At 42.0% G+C, this 15,961-nt stretch carries 8 protein-coding genes and 5 pseudogenes; 5 read left to right on the top strand and 8 right to left on the bottom strand.

Going from position 1 to position 15,961, the window contains the following annotated elements; all coding sequences use genetic code 11:
- Positions 1-11 precede the first annotated feature (11 nt).
- The 3 genes and pseudogenes from MAQA_RS00630 (at position 12) to MAQA_RS00620 (ending at position 3,216) form a co-directional block, all read left to right on the top strand.
- Positions 12-781: pseudogene (locus MAQA_RS00630) on the top strand (ABC transporter ATP-binding protein).
- Positions 782-785: 4 nt separating this feature from the next.
- Positions 786-2,577, top strand: a pseudogene (locus tag MAQA_RS00625) (FtsX-like permease family protein).
- A 198-nt stretch (positions 2,578-2,775) separates the two neighbouring features.
- Complete coding sequence (locus MAQA_RS00620) at positions 2,776-3,216, top strand: hypothetical protein (protein WP_036070316.1); 441 nt, start codon at positions 2,776-2,778, stop codon at positions 3,214-3,216.
- Positions 3,217-3,405: 189 nt separating this feature from the next.
- Here the strand turns inward: MAQA_RS00620 and MAQA_RS00615 are convergent, their stop codons facing one another.
- The 4 genes and pseudogenes from MAQA_RS00615 to MAQA_RS15955 form a co-directional block, all read right to left on the bottom strand.
- The gene (locus tag MAQA_RS00615; RefSeq protein WP_036070314.1) at positions 3,406-4,452 is read right to left on the bottom strand and encodes an aldose epimerase family protein; all 1,047 of its coding nucleotides are present in this window, start codon (positions 4,450-4,452) and stop codon (positions 3,406-3,408) included.
- A 55-nt stretch (positions 4,453-4,507) separates the two neighbouring features.
- Positions 4,508-5,933 (bottom strand): annotated as a pseudogene (gene araA, locus MAQA_RS00610) (L-arabinose isomerase).
- A 15-nt stretch (positions 5,934-5,948) separates the two neighbouring features.
- A complete protein-coding gene (locus tag MAQA_RS00605) occupies positions 5,949-6,647 on the bottom strand; it encodes an L-ribulose-5-phosphate 4-epimerase (RefSeq protein ID WP_036070310.1) in 699 nt (232 codons plus the stop codon).
- Between the two features lie 17 nt (positions 6,648-6,664).
- A pseudogene (locus MAQA_RS15955) lies at positions 6,665-8,241 on the bottom strand (xylulokinase).
- Between the two features lie 234 nt (positions 8,242-8,475).
- Between MAQA_RS15955 and MAQA_RS00595 the strand changes: the two are divergent.
- A pseudogene (locus tag MAQA_RS00595) lies at positions 8,476-9,881 on the top strand (sugar porter family MFS transporter).
- A 65-nt stretch (positions 9,882-9,946) separates the two neighbouring features.
- Here the strand turns inward: MAQA_RS00595 and MAQA_RS00590 are convergent.
- A complete protein-coding gene (locus MAQA_RS00590; RefSeq protein WP_036070307.1) occupies positions 9,947-11,029 on the bottom strand; it encodes a GntR family transcriptional regulator in 1,083 nt (360 codons plus the stop codon).
- Between the two features lie 204 nt (positions 11,030-11,233).
- Between MAQA_RS00590 and MAQA_RS00585 the strand changes: the two genes are divergently transcribed.
- Positions 11,234-12,196: a dTDP-glucose 4,6-dehydratase gene (locus MAQA_RS00585; RefSeq protein WP_052008378.1), complete on the top strand. Its 963-nt coding sequence runs from the start codon at positions 11,234-11,236 to the stop codon at positions 12,194-12,196.
- Positions 12,197-12,546: 350 nt separating this feature from the next.
- Here MAQA_RS00585 and MAQA_RS00580 read toward each other — a convergent pair whose 3' ends face one another.
- The 3 genes from MAQA_RS00580 to MAQA_RS00570 all read right to left on the bottom strand — a co-directional run bounded on the left by MAQA_RS00580 (position 12,547) and on the right by MAQA_RS00570 (position 15,909).
- On the bottom strand, positions 12,547-12,879 hold the full coding sequence (locus tag MAQA_RS00580; RefSeq protein WP_036070304.1) for an iron chaperone: 333 nt from the start codon (positions 12,877-12,879) through the stop codon (positions 12,547-12,549).
- 218 nt (positions 12,880-13,097) lie between these two features.
- The gene (locus MAQA_RS00575) at positions 13,098-14,681 is read right to left on the bottom strand and encodes an amidohydrolase (protein WP_036070301.1); all 1,584 of its coding nucleotides are present in this window, start codon (positions 14,679-14,681) and stop codon (positions 13,098-13,100) included.
- Positions 14,668-15,909 (bottom strand): MDR family MFS transporter, encoded by a 1,242-nt coding sequence (locus MAQA_RS00570; protein ID WP_036070389.1) that lies wholly within the window; start codon positions 15,907-15,909, stop codon positions 14,668-14,670. Before MAQA_RS00570 ends, MAQA_RS00575 begins: the two co-directional genes overlap by 14 nt.
- Between the last annotated feature and the right edge of the window lie 52 nt (positions 15,910-15,961).

Raw genomic sequence — 15,961 nt, 5'->3', positions numbered from 1 at the left:
AGGTTTTAACTTTGACAAATCAAGTTGTAAAAGTTGAACATGTAGAAAAAAATTTATGGTAAGAAAAATGAGAATCAATCTATTGCATTAAAAGATATTTCTTTCTCGATGGCAGAAGGTGAATTTATTGGTATTATGGGTCCTTCCGGTTCTGGGAAAACGACTCTCTTAAACGTCCTATCAACGCTAGATCGCCCAACAAATGGCGAAATCAGCATTGCCGGTCGCGATATTACACAAATGAAAAACGATGAACTCGCTGACTTTCGGGCAAATTCACTTGGTTTCATTTTCCAAGACTTTAACTTACTCGAAAATTTAACTCTCTATGAAAACATTGCTTTGCCGCTTTCCCTGCAAGATGTGAAAGCGAAAAAAAATCAAAGAACGCGTAGAAACAGTTGCCAAACAACTTGGCATTCAAGATATTTTAATGAAGTTTCCTGCTGAGGTTTCTGGCGGGCAAAAACAGCGGACAGCAGCCGCTCGTGCGCTCGTCCACGAACCAGCCATCATTCTTGGCGACGAACCAACCGGAGCACTTGATTCGAAAAATGCGCAAGGCTTACTTGAAGCGATGACAGAACTAAACCGCGAACAAGACGTTTCGATTTTGATGGTAACGCATGATCCTCAAAGCGCAAGTTACTGTGAGCGCATCCTTTTCATCCAAGACGGCGTACTTTACAAAGAACTCAAACGAACGGGCGAACGTAAAGCTTTCTACCAAGAAATTCTGGATGTACTGGCAACACTTGGTGCCGTTCAGGACGGGGAGTGATTATATGCTGTTAAAACTTGCTCTCTCAAGTATTAAAACGCGTCTCAAAGACTATATCGTCCTTCTTATTGGTCTTGTAATGGCCATTTCAATATTTTATATGTTCGAAACACTAGCCTTAAATTCTTCCTTTATTGATGAAAACTCGATGATTTCGGCTGTTGGCTTCGTTTTCCATGCTGGTTCGATCTTACTTGCAATTATTACAGTAGCCTATACGATGTACGCAACTTCTTTTCTATTTTCTTTACGCCAACAAGAATTCGGAATGTACCTGACACTCGGTGCAAAAAAAACGCAAAATCTCGCTTATCATGTTCATTGAAACAATGTTTATCGGACTTTGTTCCCTTGTCATTGGCCTCATTCTTGGAACTGTGCTCGCTTCCGTTGTCGGCAATCTTCTTATGAAACAGCTAGAATTCACCTCAACTACTTATGCACCATTTTACGTACCATCCATGGTTGTCACTATCATTTTCTTTGCCATTTTGTTCTTATTAGCCGCTTTGTTCAACTTATTCCGACTAACAAATGTTTCCATTTTAAATTTGATTCACGCCGATTCAAAAGCAGAACGCATTGTCATTCGCAAGAAAGCAATTGTTTTTAAAGCAATTCTCTCGATTATTTTACTCGTGATCGGCTATTACGCAATGATCGACATCGAAACTACCCAATTTATGGGCATCATCGTTGCGCTCTTTACCATCACCTTTGGAACTTACCTGTTTTTTGCGACATTCCTGCCACTCATTATTCAAAAAATGCGTGACAAGCAAATTAAGAAAAGTAAACGCCTTAGCTCCTTTACTTACGCCCAGTTAAGCTTCCGAATCAGCCAACTCTCACGCGTTCTTGCGACAGTAGCGATGCTCATCGCGCTTGGAATGGGAGCCATTGCGGTTGGTTTCGCTTTCCAAAATAACGGCGTTCTTCTTGCAGAAAAAATGTCCCCTTATGACGTTGTGCTAGCAAATCCGACAAAAGCAGAGCAAAAAGTGATCCGCTCCATGGATTTTAACGAAGATTTCAGCTATCACTTTAAAACAGACAGCAAAATGATTTACTTCAACACCCAAGAGCTGAAACAGAATCCGCCACTTACAACTAGCTTTTCGGCCACTGAAAAATCAAAAACTTATCGTTTGAAAGAAGCACCAAGAAACGATAGTACTGCTTGGAACAACTTTATTCAATTTTCCGTTCCAGATTCATTTATTGGCACTCGCCAAATCAAGTTTGTCGATAATGCGGCATTCACTACTCAAAACCTCAAAGAAAATACGCTTTTCATCGGAAAAGTGCCTGACTTTGAAAACAGCTTAGCGTCCCTTAAAAAGCTGGATCAACTTGAAAAAGACCGACACGGAGAAGATGCTCAAGTGATGAGCAAATATGCCTCATATGCGCAGTACAAAATTTTCGCAAACGGAACTGTCTTCATGGGATTCTTCCTCGGTTTTGCTTTCCTAACGATGATGGCAAGCTCGCTTATGTTCAAGATTTTGACAGGAGCAACACAAGATATCAGACGCTATCAAATGCTTGAAAAAATTGGCGTAAAACGGAAACTTCTTGTTCAGTCCATCCAAAAAGAAATGTTTCTTATTTTCCTTTTCCCAGGCATCATCGGCTTTGTTCACGTTGCAATCGGGATGAAAATGTTTGGCTTCTTGCTAATAAATCCGTATTACCGTTTCTTTATTCCGGTTTTACTATTCTTAGCGATTTATGGCATTTACTACTTCATCACCGTTTGGCTTTATAAGAGCATCGTTTTAAAAAAAAGTTAAATAAAAAACAGGAAGCTAGCGTTGTCGAGTTTGTTCTCCGCTAGCTTCCTATTTTTTAAATTTTGCAGTTGCTTTTAGAAACATCCGCATCACTTCTTCCTTCATTTTTTATGCTTATACCCCTTTTTTTTTAGTTCTAATCAAGTACTAATCCATGTTATACTAATGCTAGACTGGAAGGTAAAGGAGGGGCATCATTTGAAACAAATAATCAATTATCTTGAAAGCCATATTGAACCGCTCATCGATTACTGGTTATCTACTTATTATGTAAAATCGGATGAATACGAATTGCGTAAAAATGTCGATGGCTTTTTAGATGCCCAGCGCAAAGAAACACTCGCTTTATTTCTAACAGCATTTGAGAACATTCGCAAAGGGGCTTGCGCAGTTCCGGTTTTTGAAGAAATTGGAGAAGATCGGCGTGACATGAATACGAGTTTTAAAGATGTGTATACAAATTACCACGCCGTTTATACAGCAGCGATTGAATTTGTGGACGTTCAAATCCAAACGGGGAAAGCAGACTTTTCCCTTGAAGATTATAGCAAATTTATTTTGTTTTTCCGGAAGCTTGAGCTGAATTCCGGAAGGCATCTTTTTGAAGGCTTTTTAAAAAGACAAGACTCTTCTTACTGAGGAGTCTTTTTTTGCGCCAAACAAAAACTCCACTACCCTAAATCAGGTAGGTAATGCCACGTTTTTCTAAAATATTAAATACTTTTACTGATTTTCTAGAACCCGCAAACTTCCCTTAAAAAAATTAATTCCTCTTATAAAAAGCAGAACACGAGTAAGAAATTCTTACTCGTGTCCTGCTTTTCCAACTCAGTCAGCTTGGCTGAACCGAAATGTCGTGACATAATTCACAGTTTCCCCTTTTTCCAAGATTGGACTTGCAAAATTCGCTTGATTCACCGCATTTGGATAAAATTGTGTTTCGAGACAAAGAGCAGCATTTTTTTCATAAGTCGCCTTTTCTTTGCCACAAACACCATCCAAACCATTTCCCGTATAAAGTTGCAATCCAGGTAAATTAGTGGCTACTTCCATCAAAATCCCACTTTCGTCTCCTTTAACGCTTGCTACTTTTGCAAAAACATCCTTCGCTTTATCGAGCGCATAATTATGATCGTAGCCTCCCGCTTGTATCAATTGTTCAAACTCTGGAATCGTTCCAATTTCTCGCATCGTCCGAAAATCCATCGGCGTATGAGCGACAGGAACCACTTCCCCCGTTGGAATCAATTCCCGTTTTGCAATTGGTGTATAATGTGCAGCCTCAATTTGTAGCCAATGTTTATGAATTTGACCACTTGCATGCCCATTCAAATTAAAATAACTGTGATTCGTTGGATTAAAAATCGTCGTCTGGTCGCTTTTGCCACGATAAGATATTCGCACCGTATTATCCTCAAGCAATTGATACGTCACAACAAACTTCAAAGTACCTGGAAAACCCTGATCCCCATCTGGACTAATCAACTGAAAAACAATTCGATTGTTCGCCTCATCCAGTTCCGCAACATCAAAATACCGAAACTCATAGCCATTTGGTCCACTGTGCAAACTGTTTTCCCCTTCATTCGCTTGCAGCAAATATGACTTCCCCGAAAGATCAAATCGAGCCCCAGCAATTCGGTTCGCGCTCCGTCCAATCGTCGCTCCAAACTTATCTACATTTGTCACATATCCATCAAAATCCGGATACCCGAGCACCACATCCCGTAACCTCTTAGAGTTGTCCCGAACCCACAAATTCGTGATTACCGCCCCTAAATCACTAACGACAAGCTTCATCCGAGATTTATTTTCAAACGAATACAAATACACTTCACGACCATTTGGCAAGAACCCGAAGTGTTGCTTTTCCATCGCTCTCCCTCCTACCAGTCAAAATTAGGCGGTGGCTACGCCACCGCCCCACTTATCATTTAATAACCACTGTTTCAAGGTCCACTAACTTCGCCCAAGTCAAAATTTGATCCGTCGTCAAGTTCAGCGATACAACCGTGTGGTGGCCTCCGCCAGCTTCAATCCATGCATGAACCCCTTCATGGAAGCCTGGTTTCACTTCCCATAAAACACGTGCTACTGGTAAATTCGGCGCGGGTTCTGTTGGCTCAAATGCCGTCACTTCATTGATCAAAAGCTTATAATGCGTGCCAAAGTCCGCCATCGAGACGACTACGCCTTCCCCTGCTTTCCCGTCAAAAACGAGTCTTGCCGGATCTTCACGGTCTCCCATCGAAAGCGGCGAAACAACAATTTTTGGCTTGTTCACTGCAAGCGTTGGATCCACTTCCATCATATGGGATTCCAAAATTGCTTCCTTTCCTGCCGCTAGCTCGTAGGTATAATCTTCCATGAATCCAGTATTTTCGTTATGAGCCATCACTTTCATCAACCGGTCAATCGCCGCCGTTTTCCAGTCTCCTTCCCCAGCAAAGCCGTAGCCATCTGCCATTAAACGTTGCACCGCAAGCCCTGGAAGCTGCTGCATGCCGTATAGATCTTCAAAGTTCGATGTGAAGGCATTATATCCACCTTCCTCTAAGAAGCGCCGAATGCCAATTTCCTGACGTGCTTGGACTTTCACGTGTGCTTCCCACTTAGACTGTTCATAATCGCCATAATCAAACTCATAAAGCTTCCGGTACTCTTCAAATAGCGCATCTACTTCTGCATCCGTAACTGCATCCACCACTTGAACGAGGTCTCCGATGCCAAAATAATCAACAACCCATCCAAATTGAATTTGCGCCTCTACTTTGTCACCTTCTGTCACACCCACATTTCGCATGTTATCCCCGAAACGAGCCACTTTGATTGCAAAACTTTCATTGTAAGAAGCGGCAACGTCCATCCAGTCGGCTACTTGTTTCATCACGGATTCTGAATTCCAGTAACCAACAACAATTTTGTTTCGTTTGTCCAGTCTCGCATTAATGAACCCATATTCGCGGTCGCCATGTGCGGATTGATTTAAATTCATGAAATCCATATCAATCGTTTTCCACGGAATGCTTTCATTAAATTGTGTAGCTAAGTGAAGCAAAGGTTTTTGCAACAATTTCGTGCCACGAATCCACATTTTCGCTGGTGAAAAAGTATGCATCCAAGTAATCACACCTGCCACTTCATCCCGGTAATTCACTTCTTTCATGATGTTCGTAATCGTGTCGGCCGTTACTGCAAGTTCTTTTAAGACAATTGGGTAAGGCATTTTCCCGCTATTATTTAAGGCCTCAACCATTTCCTCTGCATCTTTTTTTTACACTGCGCAACGCTTCTTCTCCGTACAAGTGTTGTGATCCTACAACAAACCAAAATTCTTTTTCCGCTAATTTCATCATTTGTTTCAGCTCCTTTTATTTTCCTTGTCCATAATAAGCATCTTTACCATGTTTTCTTAAGTAATGTTTATCTAGAATGCGCTTTGGCAATTCTTCCGCATAACTATTCAACTGACGCGTATAGAAATTCATCCGACAAACCTCTTCCAAAACGACTGCATTCATGACTGCACTCGCCGCATCTTTTCCCCAAGTAAACGGGCCATGTCCATGTAAAAGTACACCCGGTACATCAAGCGGCTTGATATTTCGTTCCTGAAAAGTTTCCACAATGACATTACCTGTCTCGTGCTCATAACCTGCATCAATTTCTTTTTGTGACAGAAAACGTGCGCATGGAACTGTCCCGTAAAATGTATCTGCATGTGTTGTCCCCATCGCAGGAACATCTTGACCAGCCTGCGCCCAAATAGTTGCCCAAGGTGAGTGCGTGTGTACGATTCCCCCTAAGCCAGGAAAAGTTTGATAAAGCACTGCATGTGTCGGCGTATCTGAAGAAGGATTCAATTCACCTTCGATCACGTGATTTTCAAGATCAACGACAACCATATCCGAAGCTTTCATTTCTTCGTAGCTCACCCCGCTTGGCTTGATAACAAAGTAACCCGACTCTGGATCGAATGCGCTAACATTTCCCCAAGTGTATTGAATCAAGCCCCGTTCTGGCAGTTCTAGATTGGCTCGAAAAACCTCTTCTTTCAAATGTTCTAGCATTTCACATTCCCCATTTCTTAAATCAATTTCTGGATGGCCGTTTTTTCAATTTCGATTCCTTCCCGGTAGCGTTCCATGAACACACGATATCCTTCCATGTCCGCTTCTGTTGGCGCAATCGTGACACCTTCATCTTCGCCAAACACCTTTTGCTCAAGGAAGTCGCTTAAATCCGCATCGCCACTTTCTAAATAGGCAGCAAGAAGGGCAATTCCCCAAGCGCCGCCTTCACTCGCTGTTTCCATGACCGTAACAGGAGCCTCCATCGCAGCTGCTAAGATTCGTTGCCCAACTTCTGGCGTTTTGAAAATCCCACCGTGCCCGACAAGCTTATCAATTTGAACGTTCTCTTCTTTTAAGATATCTAGGCCGATACGCATCGCTCCAAACGCACTTGCTAAATGAACACGCATAAAATTCGCCAAGTTGAATTTGCTTTCTGGCGAGCGAACAAAAAGAGGTCTTCCTTCATTCACTCCTGTAATATTTTCACCAGAATAGTAGCCATAAGAAAGGAGCCCACCACAATCCGGATCGCCTTTAAGCGCTTCTTTAAACAGCACGGAAAATAGTCGCTCCGTACGCACTTCAAGGCCAAGCGCCTCTGTAATTTCTTGAAAAAGTTTCATCCAAGCATTAATGTCCGAAGAGCAATTGTTCGTGTGAACCATCCCCACTAAATCCCCGGATGGCGTTGTCACCATGTCAATTTCTGGATGTACTTTTTTTTAATTCCTCAGAAAGTACGATCATCACAAACGCTGATGTGCCAACGGATATATTTCCCGTTCGTTTCGCCACACTATTCGTCGCAACCATCCCCGTTCCAGCATCGCCTTCTGGAGGACAAAACGGAATCCCTTTTTCGAGATTTCCAGTGGGATCGAGCAGATAGGCGCCTTCCTGTGTGAGTTTTCCAGCTTGCTCTCCCGCTAGCAAAACTTTAGGTAGAATTTTTTCAAGTGAAAGTGAGATGCCTGCTTCTTTTGCAAGTGAATCAAATAATTCAACCTTTTTCGGATGGTAGTTTTTTGTCTCAAGATCAATTGGAAACATGCCAGAAGCATCCCCAATTCCAATCACTTTTTCGCCCGTTAACTGCCAGTGCACATATCCTGCAAGCGTTGTTAAAAAATCCACTTGTCCAACGTGCGATTCTTGATTCAAAATTGCCTGGTATAAATGAGCAATACTCCAGCGCTGGGGAATATTATACTCAAAAGCTTGCGTTAATTTTTTTTTCAGCTTCTTCCGTAATCGAATTTCGCCAAGTTCTAAAAGGAACGAGCAATTGTCCTTCTTGATCAAAAGCCATATAACCGTGCATCATTGCGCTAAATCCTATTGAACCGACCGATCGAAGCGTTTCACCATATTTTTCAAACACCTCAGAAGCGAGCTTTCGATAACTCATGCGTAAGCCCTTCCAAATATCATCTAGTGAATACGTCCAAATTCCATTTTCCAATTGATTTTCCCATTCATAGCTACCGGAAGCGATAGGTTTAAATTTTGAATCAATCAACACGGCTTTAATTCGAGTCGAACCAAATTCAATCCCTAAAGATGTACGGTTGTCTATTACATCCAACATTTCTTGAGCTTTTACTTCTTCTGTCGTTTTAATCGGAAAAACCTCCCTAAAAACACGTGATCAAATCATTGCTTATGTGTAGCGCTTACATTCTTAATTTAACTTTTTTGTCCGTACATGTCAACAAAAAATGAAAAAAATATCAAAAAAACCCTTGTTACGTACGTACAAATATTGTACAATAAAAGCGCTTACAGAAATACTGGTCGAATTATTGCAAATCTATTCTCAAAAATAAGGGGTTGGCAAAAAAATGAAAAAAAGAAAAAGAAAATCTCCGCTTCATTCATTTATTTCTTTGGAGCATTCGGGGGGAATCCTTTTTGGTTATGACATCGGGGTTATGACAGGAGCCTTACCATTTTTACAGAACGACTGGAACCTAGCTGGACACGCTGGTCTAATCGGTTGGATCACCTCTTCCGTCATGCTTGGCGCGATTTTCGGTGGAGCAATGGCTGGGATGCTTTCCGATAAACTTGGGCGTCGCAAAATGATCTTGATTTCTGCTATCATATTTGTAATCGGTTCCATTCTTTGTGGGATTTCCCCACATAATGGACAATACTACTTAATCGCGGTTCGTGTTTTACTCGGACTCGCTGTCGGTGCTGCATCAGCACTTGTTCCATCTTACATGTCAGAAATGGCGCCCGCTAAACTTCGGGGCCGCTTATCTGGTATTAACCAAGTAATGATCGTTTCTGGGATGTTACTATCTTATATCGTTGACTTTCTCTTAAAAGGGTTACCAGAAGAATGGGCTTGGCGTTTAATGCTTGGCATGGCCGCATTACCAGCACTTATCCTATTCTGTGGCGTCCTAGCACTACCCGAATCTCCTCGCTTCCTCGTTAAATCAAAAAAATTAGACGAAGCGAAAAAAAGTACTGAGCTATATCCGTAAACCCGAAGAAGTGGACAAAGAACTCGACCAAATTCTTAAAACCGCTGAGCAAGAAAAGCAAGTGGCGCATACAACAAATTGGGGAACCCTCCTCACCGGTCGCTATCGTCACCTTGTCATCGCCGGAATTGGCGTCGCAGCCTTCCAGCAATTCCAAGGTGCCAACGCCATTTTCTACTACATTCCACTCATCGTGGAAAAAGCAACCGGACATGCCGCAAGCGAAGCCCTAATGTGGCCAATCATCCAAGGTATCATCCTTGTTCTCGGCGCCTTATTCTTCCTTATCATTGCGGATAAATTCAACCGCCGTACCTTATTAACGGTTGGCGGAACCGTGATGGGACTATCTTTCATCTTGCCTGCCATCTTAAACACCTTTATGAAGACAGATGCAAATCCAATGTTGATCATCGTGTTTCTTTGCATCTACGTTGCTTTTTACTCTTGTACATGGGCACCCCTTACTTGGGTAATCGTCGGGGAAATCTTCCCACTCGCAATTCGCGGTCGTGCATCTGGTCTTGCCTCTTCCTTCAACTGGATTGGCTCATTCCTTGTTGGACTTCTGTTCCCCATCATGACCGCATCCATGCCACAAGAAATGGTGTTTGCCATCTTCGGGATCATTTGTTTTCTTGGGGTGCTGTTCATCCGTTTCTGTGTACCCGAAACACGTGGACATACGCTTGAAGAAATCGAACAACAAGCTGCTGCAAAATCTCATAAATAAAAAAAACGGGTCTAGCGTGAACAAGTTTGTTCATGCTAGACCCATTTTTGCTTTTTATAATCATTCTATATTTTCTTCACCGAATCTCGCTCAATTAGTTTCGGCTCATAAAGAATATCCTCTTCCGCTTTCCCCGTTTCAATCGTTCGAACGATCCAACTCGCCGCATCCGTCCCCATTTGTTCTTTGGGGTGGCTGAGCGTTGTCAATTTGACACTCCCGATCCGGCTGAGCACCGAATCATCGTTCCCAATAATCGAGAAATCATCTGGAATTTTATAGCCACGCCCCACAAGTTCAACCGTCAGCAAATTAGCAATTTGATCGTTATAACAAATAATCCCCGTCACGTCTCCTTTTTGAAGGCGTGCGACAATCTCTTGAATAACTTGTCCAAATGATTCAGTTGTATACGTAATCACATCATTTGCAGAAAACTGAATTTCATTTTCTTCGCATGCCTCAATGAAACCCTTCAAGCGATATTTTCCTTGCAAGTCATCCGTTTTCGTCACGAAAAGTAAATTCCGATGCCCATTTTGAATCATAAACTCCGTTCCCAAATAGCCACCTTTTACGTCATCCACACAAATTGAAGGGACGTTTAATTCCTCATAAACCGCATTAATCATAACAAGCGGAATCCCCCGTTCTCGCAAACGAACGTAAAGCGCAAGATTTGGATTATAAAGCGCACTTTTCGTTGGTTCGACAATCAAGCCGTCAACCCCGTGATCCATCATCTTTTCTAAACATTCTCGCTCCTCCGTATAATCATTGTTGGTACTTGCGAGCAGCAAAGAATAATTTTCATTCCGAAGTGTGCGTTCGGTCCCCCTGATAATCGTTGGGAAAATATAGTCAGATAAATACGTCGTAATAACACCTATCGTTTTATGACCTGTCTTGTTATTAGAAGTATTCAGTGATTTATAGCGCTCATCGACATACGTTCCAGAACCCTTTTCCTTGCGCAAGAACCCATCCGAAACAAGCACAGAAATCGCTTGCCTAACCGTGTGACGACTCACGCCATAGTCCTTCTGCAACTGAAGTTCTGGCGGAATCGCCGAATCGGGCGGATAGACCCCCGCTAAAATTTTAGTACGTATCTCTTCAGCAATCGTTTGATACTTAGATTGATTCATAAATAGATTCCTTTCCGTCCGAAAATCCTTTATCCCTAGATTAACAAAAAAAAGGCGCTATATGCTAACCTCATCGCAAGAACAAAGGAAAAGACTTCACCGCTTCATTCAAAACTTCCACTTCATTATACAACTTTACCAAATTCAGTTACAATAGCTTAAAAGTAATCTTAAACGAAATTCTTAACTGAAAGGGTGAACAACATGAAAATTTTAATTACAGGCGGTTCAGGTTTCATCGGAAGCCAGTTTCTGCGTCAACATGTCCAGTCAAATCCAGACTATGAGTTTTTCAATCTAGACAAGCTAACCTACGCCAGTACACCCATAAACGAAGAACTCCATCACTATCCTAACTATCAATTTGCTGAAATCGACCTCTATGACGCCACTTTAACCACAAAAGCCATCCTAGATTTCGCTCCTGACACAATCGTTCACTTCGCTGCTGAAACACACGTTGACCGTAGCACCTATGATGGACGCCCCTTTTTGCATAGCAATATTGAAGGAACATACAACCTTCTCACTGCCGCACGAGATTTATGGAAAGATGATTTAGATGGCAAACGTTTTCACTTTATTAGTACAGATGAAATCTTTGGTTCCATCACAACGGGGAGTTTTGATGAAAATTCACCGATTCAACCACGAAATATCTATTCAGCCAGTAAAGCAGCCGCCCATCACCTTGTTCTCGCCTTTCAAAACACCTATCAATTGCCCGTTTCGATTTCAATCTGTAGCAATAACTTTGGTCCTTTCCAAAACCAAGAAAAATTTATTCCGACTGTTATCGAAAGTGCTCTAGCTAAAAAGCACATCCCGATTTACGGAAGTGGTTCGAACGTTCGCGACTGGATTTACGTAGAAGATCACTGTAGTGCCATCTGGGAAATCATCACTACACCAGCTTTCGAAGGCGAGACCTTCAATGTCAGTGCTCAAAACACATATACGAACCTTGAAATTGCTCACAAAGTCCTCACGCTACTCTCTAAAAAAACAGGAGAAAATGCAATTGATTTGATTGAACATGTAGAAGACCGTCTAGGACATGATTTACGATATGCACTAAACCCCGATAAACTTTTAAAACAAACAAATTGGCGTCCACATTTCTCATTAGAAAAAGGAATTAGAAAAAAACCATTGATTTTTATATGAATAGCACATATTAGTCCACTTGTTGAAGTACTTTTTTAAGCCCATTTCAATTTTTCTAGCATCTTTTGGAACACTTTTTTTGCTTATTTACGGCCAGCAATGACCATAAAAATAACCTACCATGAGCCATCAGGCTTGGTAGGTTATCCGACTAAATTAGTTACCAACTTACGCGATGCTTGAGAGCTGTCTCCTTACAGCTCTTTTTCTTTTATATGTAGCTCCTCGCTAGCCTGTTTAACAAATTTGTTAATTTGAACTGACCGCCCAGTCTCTTTTGATATTTTTAGCATACTTTCCTATTCTCAAAATCTTGCATTTTTCGAACTCACTAAAGTACATCATTGGGCTTATTTTTGTGCAAGCTCTGACTTCCGGTATTGCAACATATCATAAATAAGTTCTTTGGGAAGTTCCTTGTTGTAAGGAAACTGAACCGCACCTTTTGAAAACTTATATCCATCTAGTCTTTCAGCAAAAGCTTCAATAACAGAAGGCGTTGGATAAAAACCAAGATGCTTTTTATTATCACCGAAATAAACGGCATTTACTTTTTCATGAAATGCCGGCATTCCGTAAGCCATTTTTTCTTCTGCCTCAGGGAAAACCTGTTTAATCAGTTTATACATCGCTTGTAAATGCGCTTGGTGGCTCTCATCAGCTTGTTTAATATATTCAATCATAAAAGTTCCTCCTCGACATTTAACTTTCCTTGTGTATAAATCTTTTTAAGACGCTCCTCTTTCCTATCCCGTCATCTCCTTAAAAAGCAATCTCTCCTAAGCAATTTCAAAAAGGATTGGATACATTATAACATAATCAAGAAAAATTAGGGCATGATCTTAAATCCAGACGAAAAAAACCTACCATAAACCTAAATCAGTTTGGTAGGTTATTTCTTTTAAAGAAGCGATGAGTTTGAATAGACTATCTGGTCGTCTACAATCGTCTTCGCAACTTTAATCAAACGCAAATTTTCCTTTTTGGTTTTAAAAGGATCTGTTTCAAGCACCGTAAAATCCGCCGCAAAACCGGGCGCTATCTTGCCTCTTGAGTTCGGTTTATAGCTAGCACTCGCGCTTCCTGTTGTATAGAGTGAAATGGCTTCGTATACACTTAGTGCTTCTGCTTCAAAATAACGTGTTCCTGTCAAATCGCTGTTAGCAGTTCGCATCACCGCGGCGTGAATACCATAAAGCGGGTTCGGAATTTCAATTGGTGCATCACTTCCCCCAGCTAAACTAAAACCACTTTCAAGCAGCGTTTTCCAAGCAAAAGCACGCTTGGGATAGTTTTCGCCTAGCACATCAAGCGCCCAGGGTAAATCACTTGAAAGAAATTGTGGCTGAATATCAAATAAAAGTGGCATCCCTTTCGCCTCTTCAATTAACTCATCTGTTAACCACGGCGTATGAATCATTCGGTCGTGCTGACCTGCCTTTGGAGGATACTTTTTGAGCATCCGAATGACATCACGAAAAGCCGCATCACCCAAAATATGAATAGCAACTGGTAGACCCACTTTGCGTGCACGCTTTACGAGACTTTCAAACTCTTCGTCCGTTTGAATCTTCAAGCCGTGCTCATCTGGACTATTCTTATAGCCTGCCGACATATAAGCTGTCCTCGATCCAACCGTGCCATCATAAAAAATCTTCATACTGTCGAGCTCAACGAAGGAATCGCCATCCATAAACCGCTCGTTTGATCGCTCAAACACATCAAACTCGGCATTGTGAATCAAAAGTTGGGCACGAAACGGAAAATCTTCCGACAACGTATCCCGAAAAGCTTGTAGCGTCCCCATAAACCCATTAAAATAATGTAAATCTTCCGAGTGCGCGCCAGTCACGCCCTTTTGCCATAAATCCCGCACCGCAAGCTTCAACCATGCACTAATCTCCTCATTTGTCGGAACCGGGAAGCGATCCGTCGCAAGATAAGTTGCATTATCTCTCAAAATCCCCGTAAACACACCCGATTCATCAAGCACCATCTCGCCACCCTGCACTTCCTGTGGCACAAGTTGAGCAACATCAATCAGCGCCGAATTCACACTCACACTATGATAATCAATTCGTCGCACAAGAATCGGGTGGTTTTGGCTCACCTCATCTAGATCCCATCGTGTGATGATTGTCGCCTCATCGCTCCACTTATTTTCATCATAGCCTTCAACAAAAAGCCAAGCAGCGTCTTCCAGTTCAGCAACCCGACGCCGAATGAGTCCTAACGCTTCCCGCTTGGATGTTGTTTCACTTAAATTCAATCGGGCAAGCGCCTGCCCGTACCATAGCAAGTGAATATGTGAATCCACAAAACCCGGAAAAACAGTCTTCCCTTCTAAATCTATTCGTTTTGCATCCAGATACTCATCCGGATCCACATCAAGCCCTTGGATGACACCATTTTGAACGAGGACATTTTGAACAAAATCACCTTCTTGCTGCATCGTATAAAACCGGGCATTCTCATAAATTTTCACTTAGCTCTTCCCCTTTCAAAGCTCGACTTCGTTCATCTCGAAGCTGCAAATTCCTTTGTAGAATCGTTGACAAAACAGCCAGTCCAAGCAAAATAAAGATGCCCACAAAAAGGGCTGTAATCCCACCGAATTTTTCTACAACAACTGCTCCTAAAAATGGGGCGAGCATTCGTGCAGCTGTCGCCATCCCGTTTACAAGTCCCTGGTATAGTCCTGCACTTCCCTTCGGCGCAAGCGCATAAGCAATTGTTGGAATCGCCGGCCAAGCAAACATCTCCCCAAGTGTTAGAAAAATCATCCCAAGTACAAAGCCGCTATAAACAGTTGCATTCATGGCAATAATAAACGAGAGCGCAAACAGCAAAATGCCGATAAAAATCTGCGCGTGCAAGTGTCGCTTAAAGCGTGCTACAATTGGAATCAACACAAATTGACCTAAAACGATCAACGCACCATTTAAGCTCCATAACTTGCCATATTCCGCTGTTGAAATTCCAACATCGCTTGTCATATAAGTCGATAGGTTGGATTGCCACTGCACGTGTGGTAACTGACAAAATAAATAAGTTGCGAGCAAAAGAATCATCGAAAAAAGACCAATTAAAGTAGGGCGTGCTCGTTTCATCCCACGTTTACGGTGTTTCGTTTCGCTTCCAATATGGTCCGATTTCCAATCAATTTTACGAAAGAATATGAAAAAGAAAAGCGCATAAAAAACCGCAAAAAGAAAGGCCCCTAAGTAAACTTTCCCCATTCCAAATCCACTAAGCAAGCCTGCTAAAAAAGGACCCACCGCAACGCCAATATTTTGCGCAACATAAATCGCATTAAACCCTGTTCGTCCTCCAGTTGGATGCGTAAGGCCTGCCGCTGCATATAATCCCGAGAAAACCATTCCCATCGCAAATCCGACCAACCACAAATTCCAAATGAAAGTTGGATAGCCGTGAAACAGGCTCAAGCTAAGTGTGGCGAGGACTAAAATGATGGTTCCAATCCAAAGCGAAATATAGCCTGAAAAGCGGTCAAAAATCAAGCCGCCAATAATACTTGAAATAATCCCTACAAAAGAGTTCACCAAAAGGACAAGCGAAGCATCTGTTCCAGACATTCCAAGTTCGCCTGTCATGTAAACCATATTAAACGGCCAAATAAATGATAAGCCGGTATATAAAAGCACCATGCCCACAATCACAATCCACAAATCACGTGGTAAAAATTTTGTCACGTTCTTTCCTTCCTTCCGACTCGTTAAGTCCACCTGAACAAGCATATCACAA

Origin of the sequence: Listeria aquatica FSL S10-1188 (assembly GCF_000525795.1) — a bacterium.
In the GTDB taxonomy this organism is placed as follows: Bacteria; Bacillota; Bacilli; order Lactobacillales; family Listeriaceae; genus Listeria; species Listeria aquatica.
Note: the sequence above shows the minus strand (reverse complement) of the source record. Positions and strands in the feature narration are given on the sequence as shown.

What these genes read in the sequence shown, in the direction of transcription:
- MAQA_RS00585 (WP_052008378.1), top strand. Translation starts at nt 11,234, where the DNA reads ATGAAAATTTTAATTACAGGCGGTTCAGGTTTCATCGGAAGCCAGTTT.
- MAQA_RS00615 (WP_036070314.1), bottom strand. Translation starts at nt 4,452, where the DNA reads ATGGAAAAGCAACACTTCGGGTTCTTGCCAAATGGTCGTGAAGTGTAT.
- MAQA_RS00605 (WP_036070310.1), bottom strand. Translation starts at nt 6,647, where the DNA reads ATGCTAGAACATTTGAAAGAAGAGGTTTTTCGAGCCAATCTAGAACTG.
- MAQA_RS00580 (WP_036070304.1), bottom strand. Translation starts at nt 12,879, where the DNA reads ATGATTGAATATATTAAACAAGCTGATGAGAGCCACCAAGCGCATTTA.
- MAQA_RS00590 (WP_036070307.1), bottom strand. Translation starts at nt 11,029, where the DNA reads ATGAATCAATCTAAGTATCAAACGATTGCTGAAGAGATACGTACTAAA.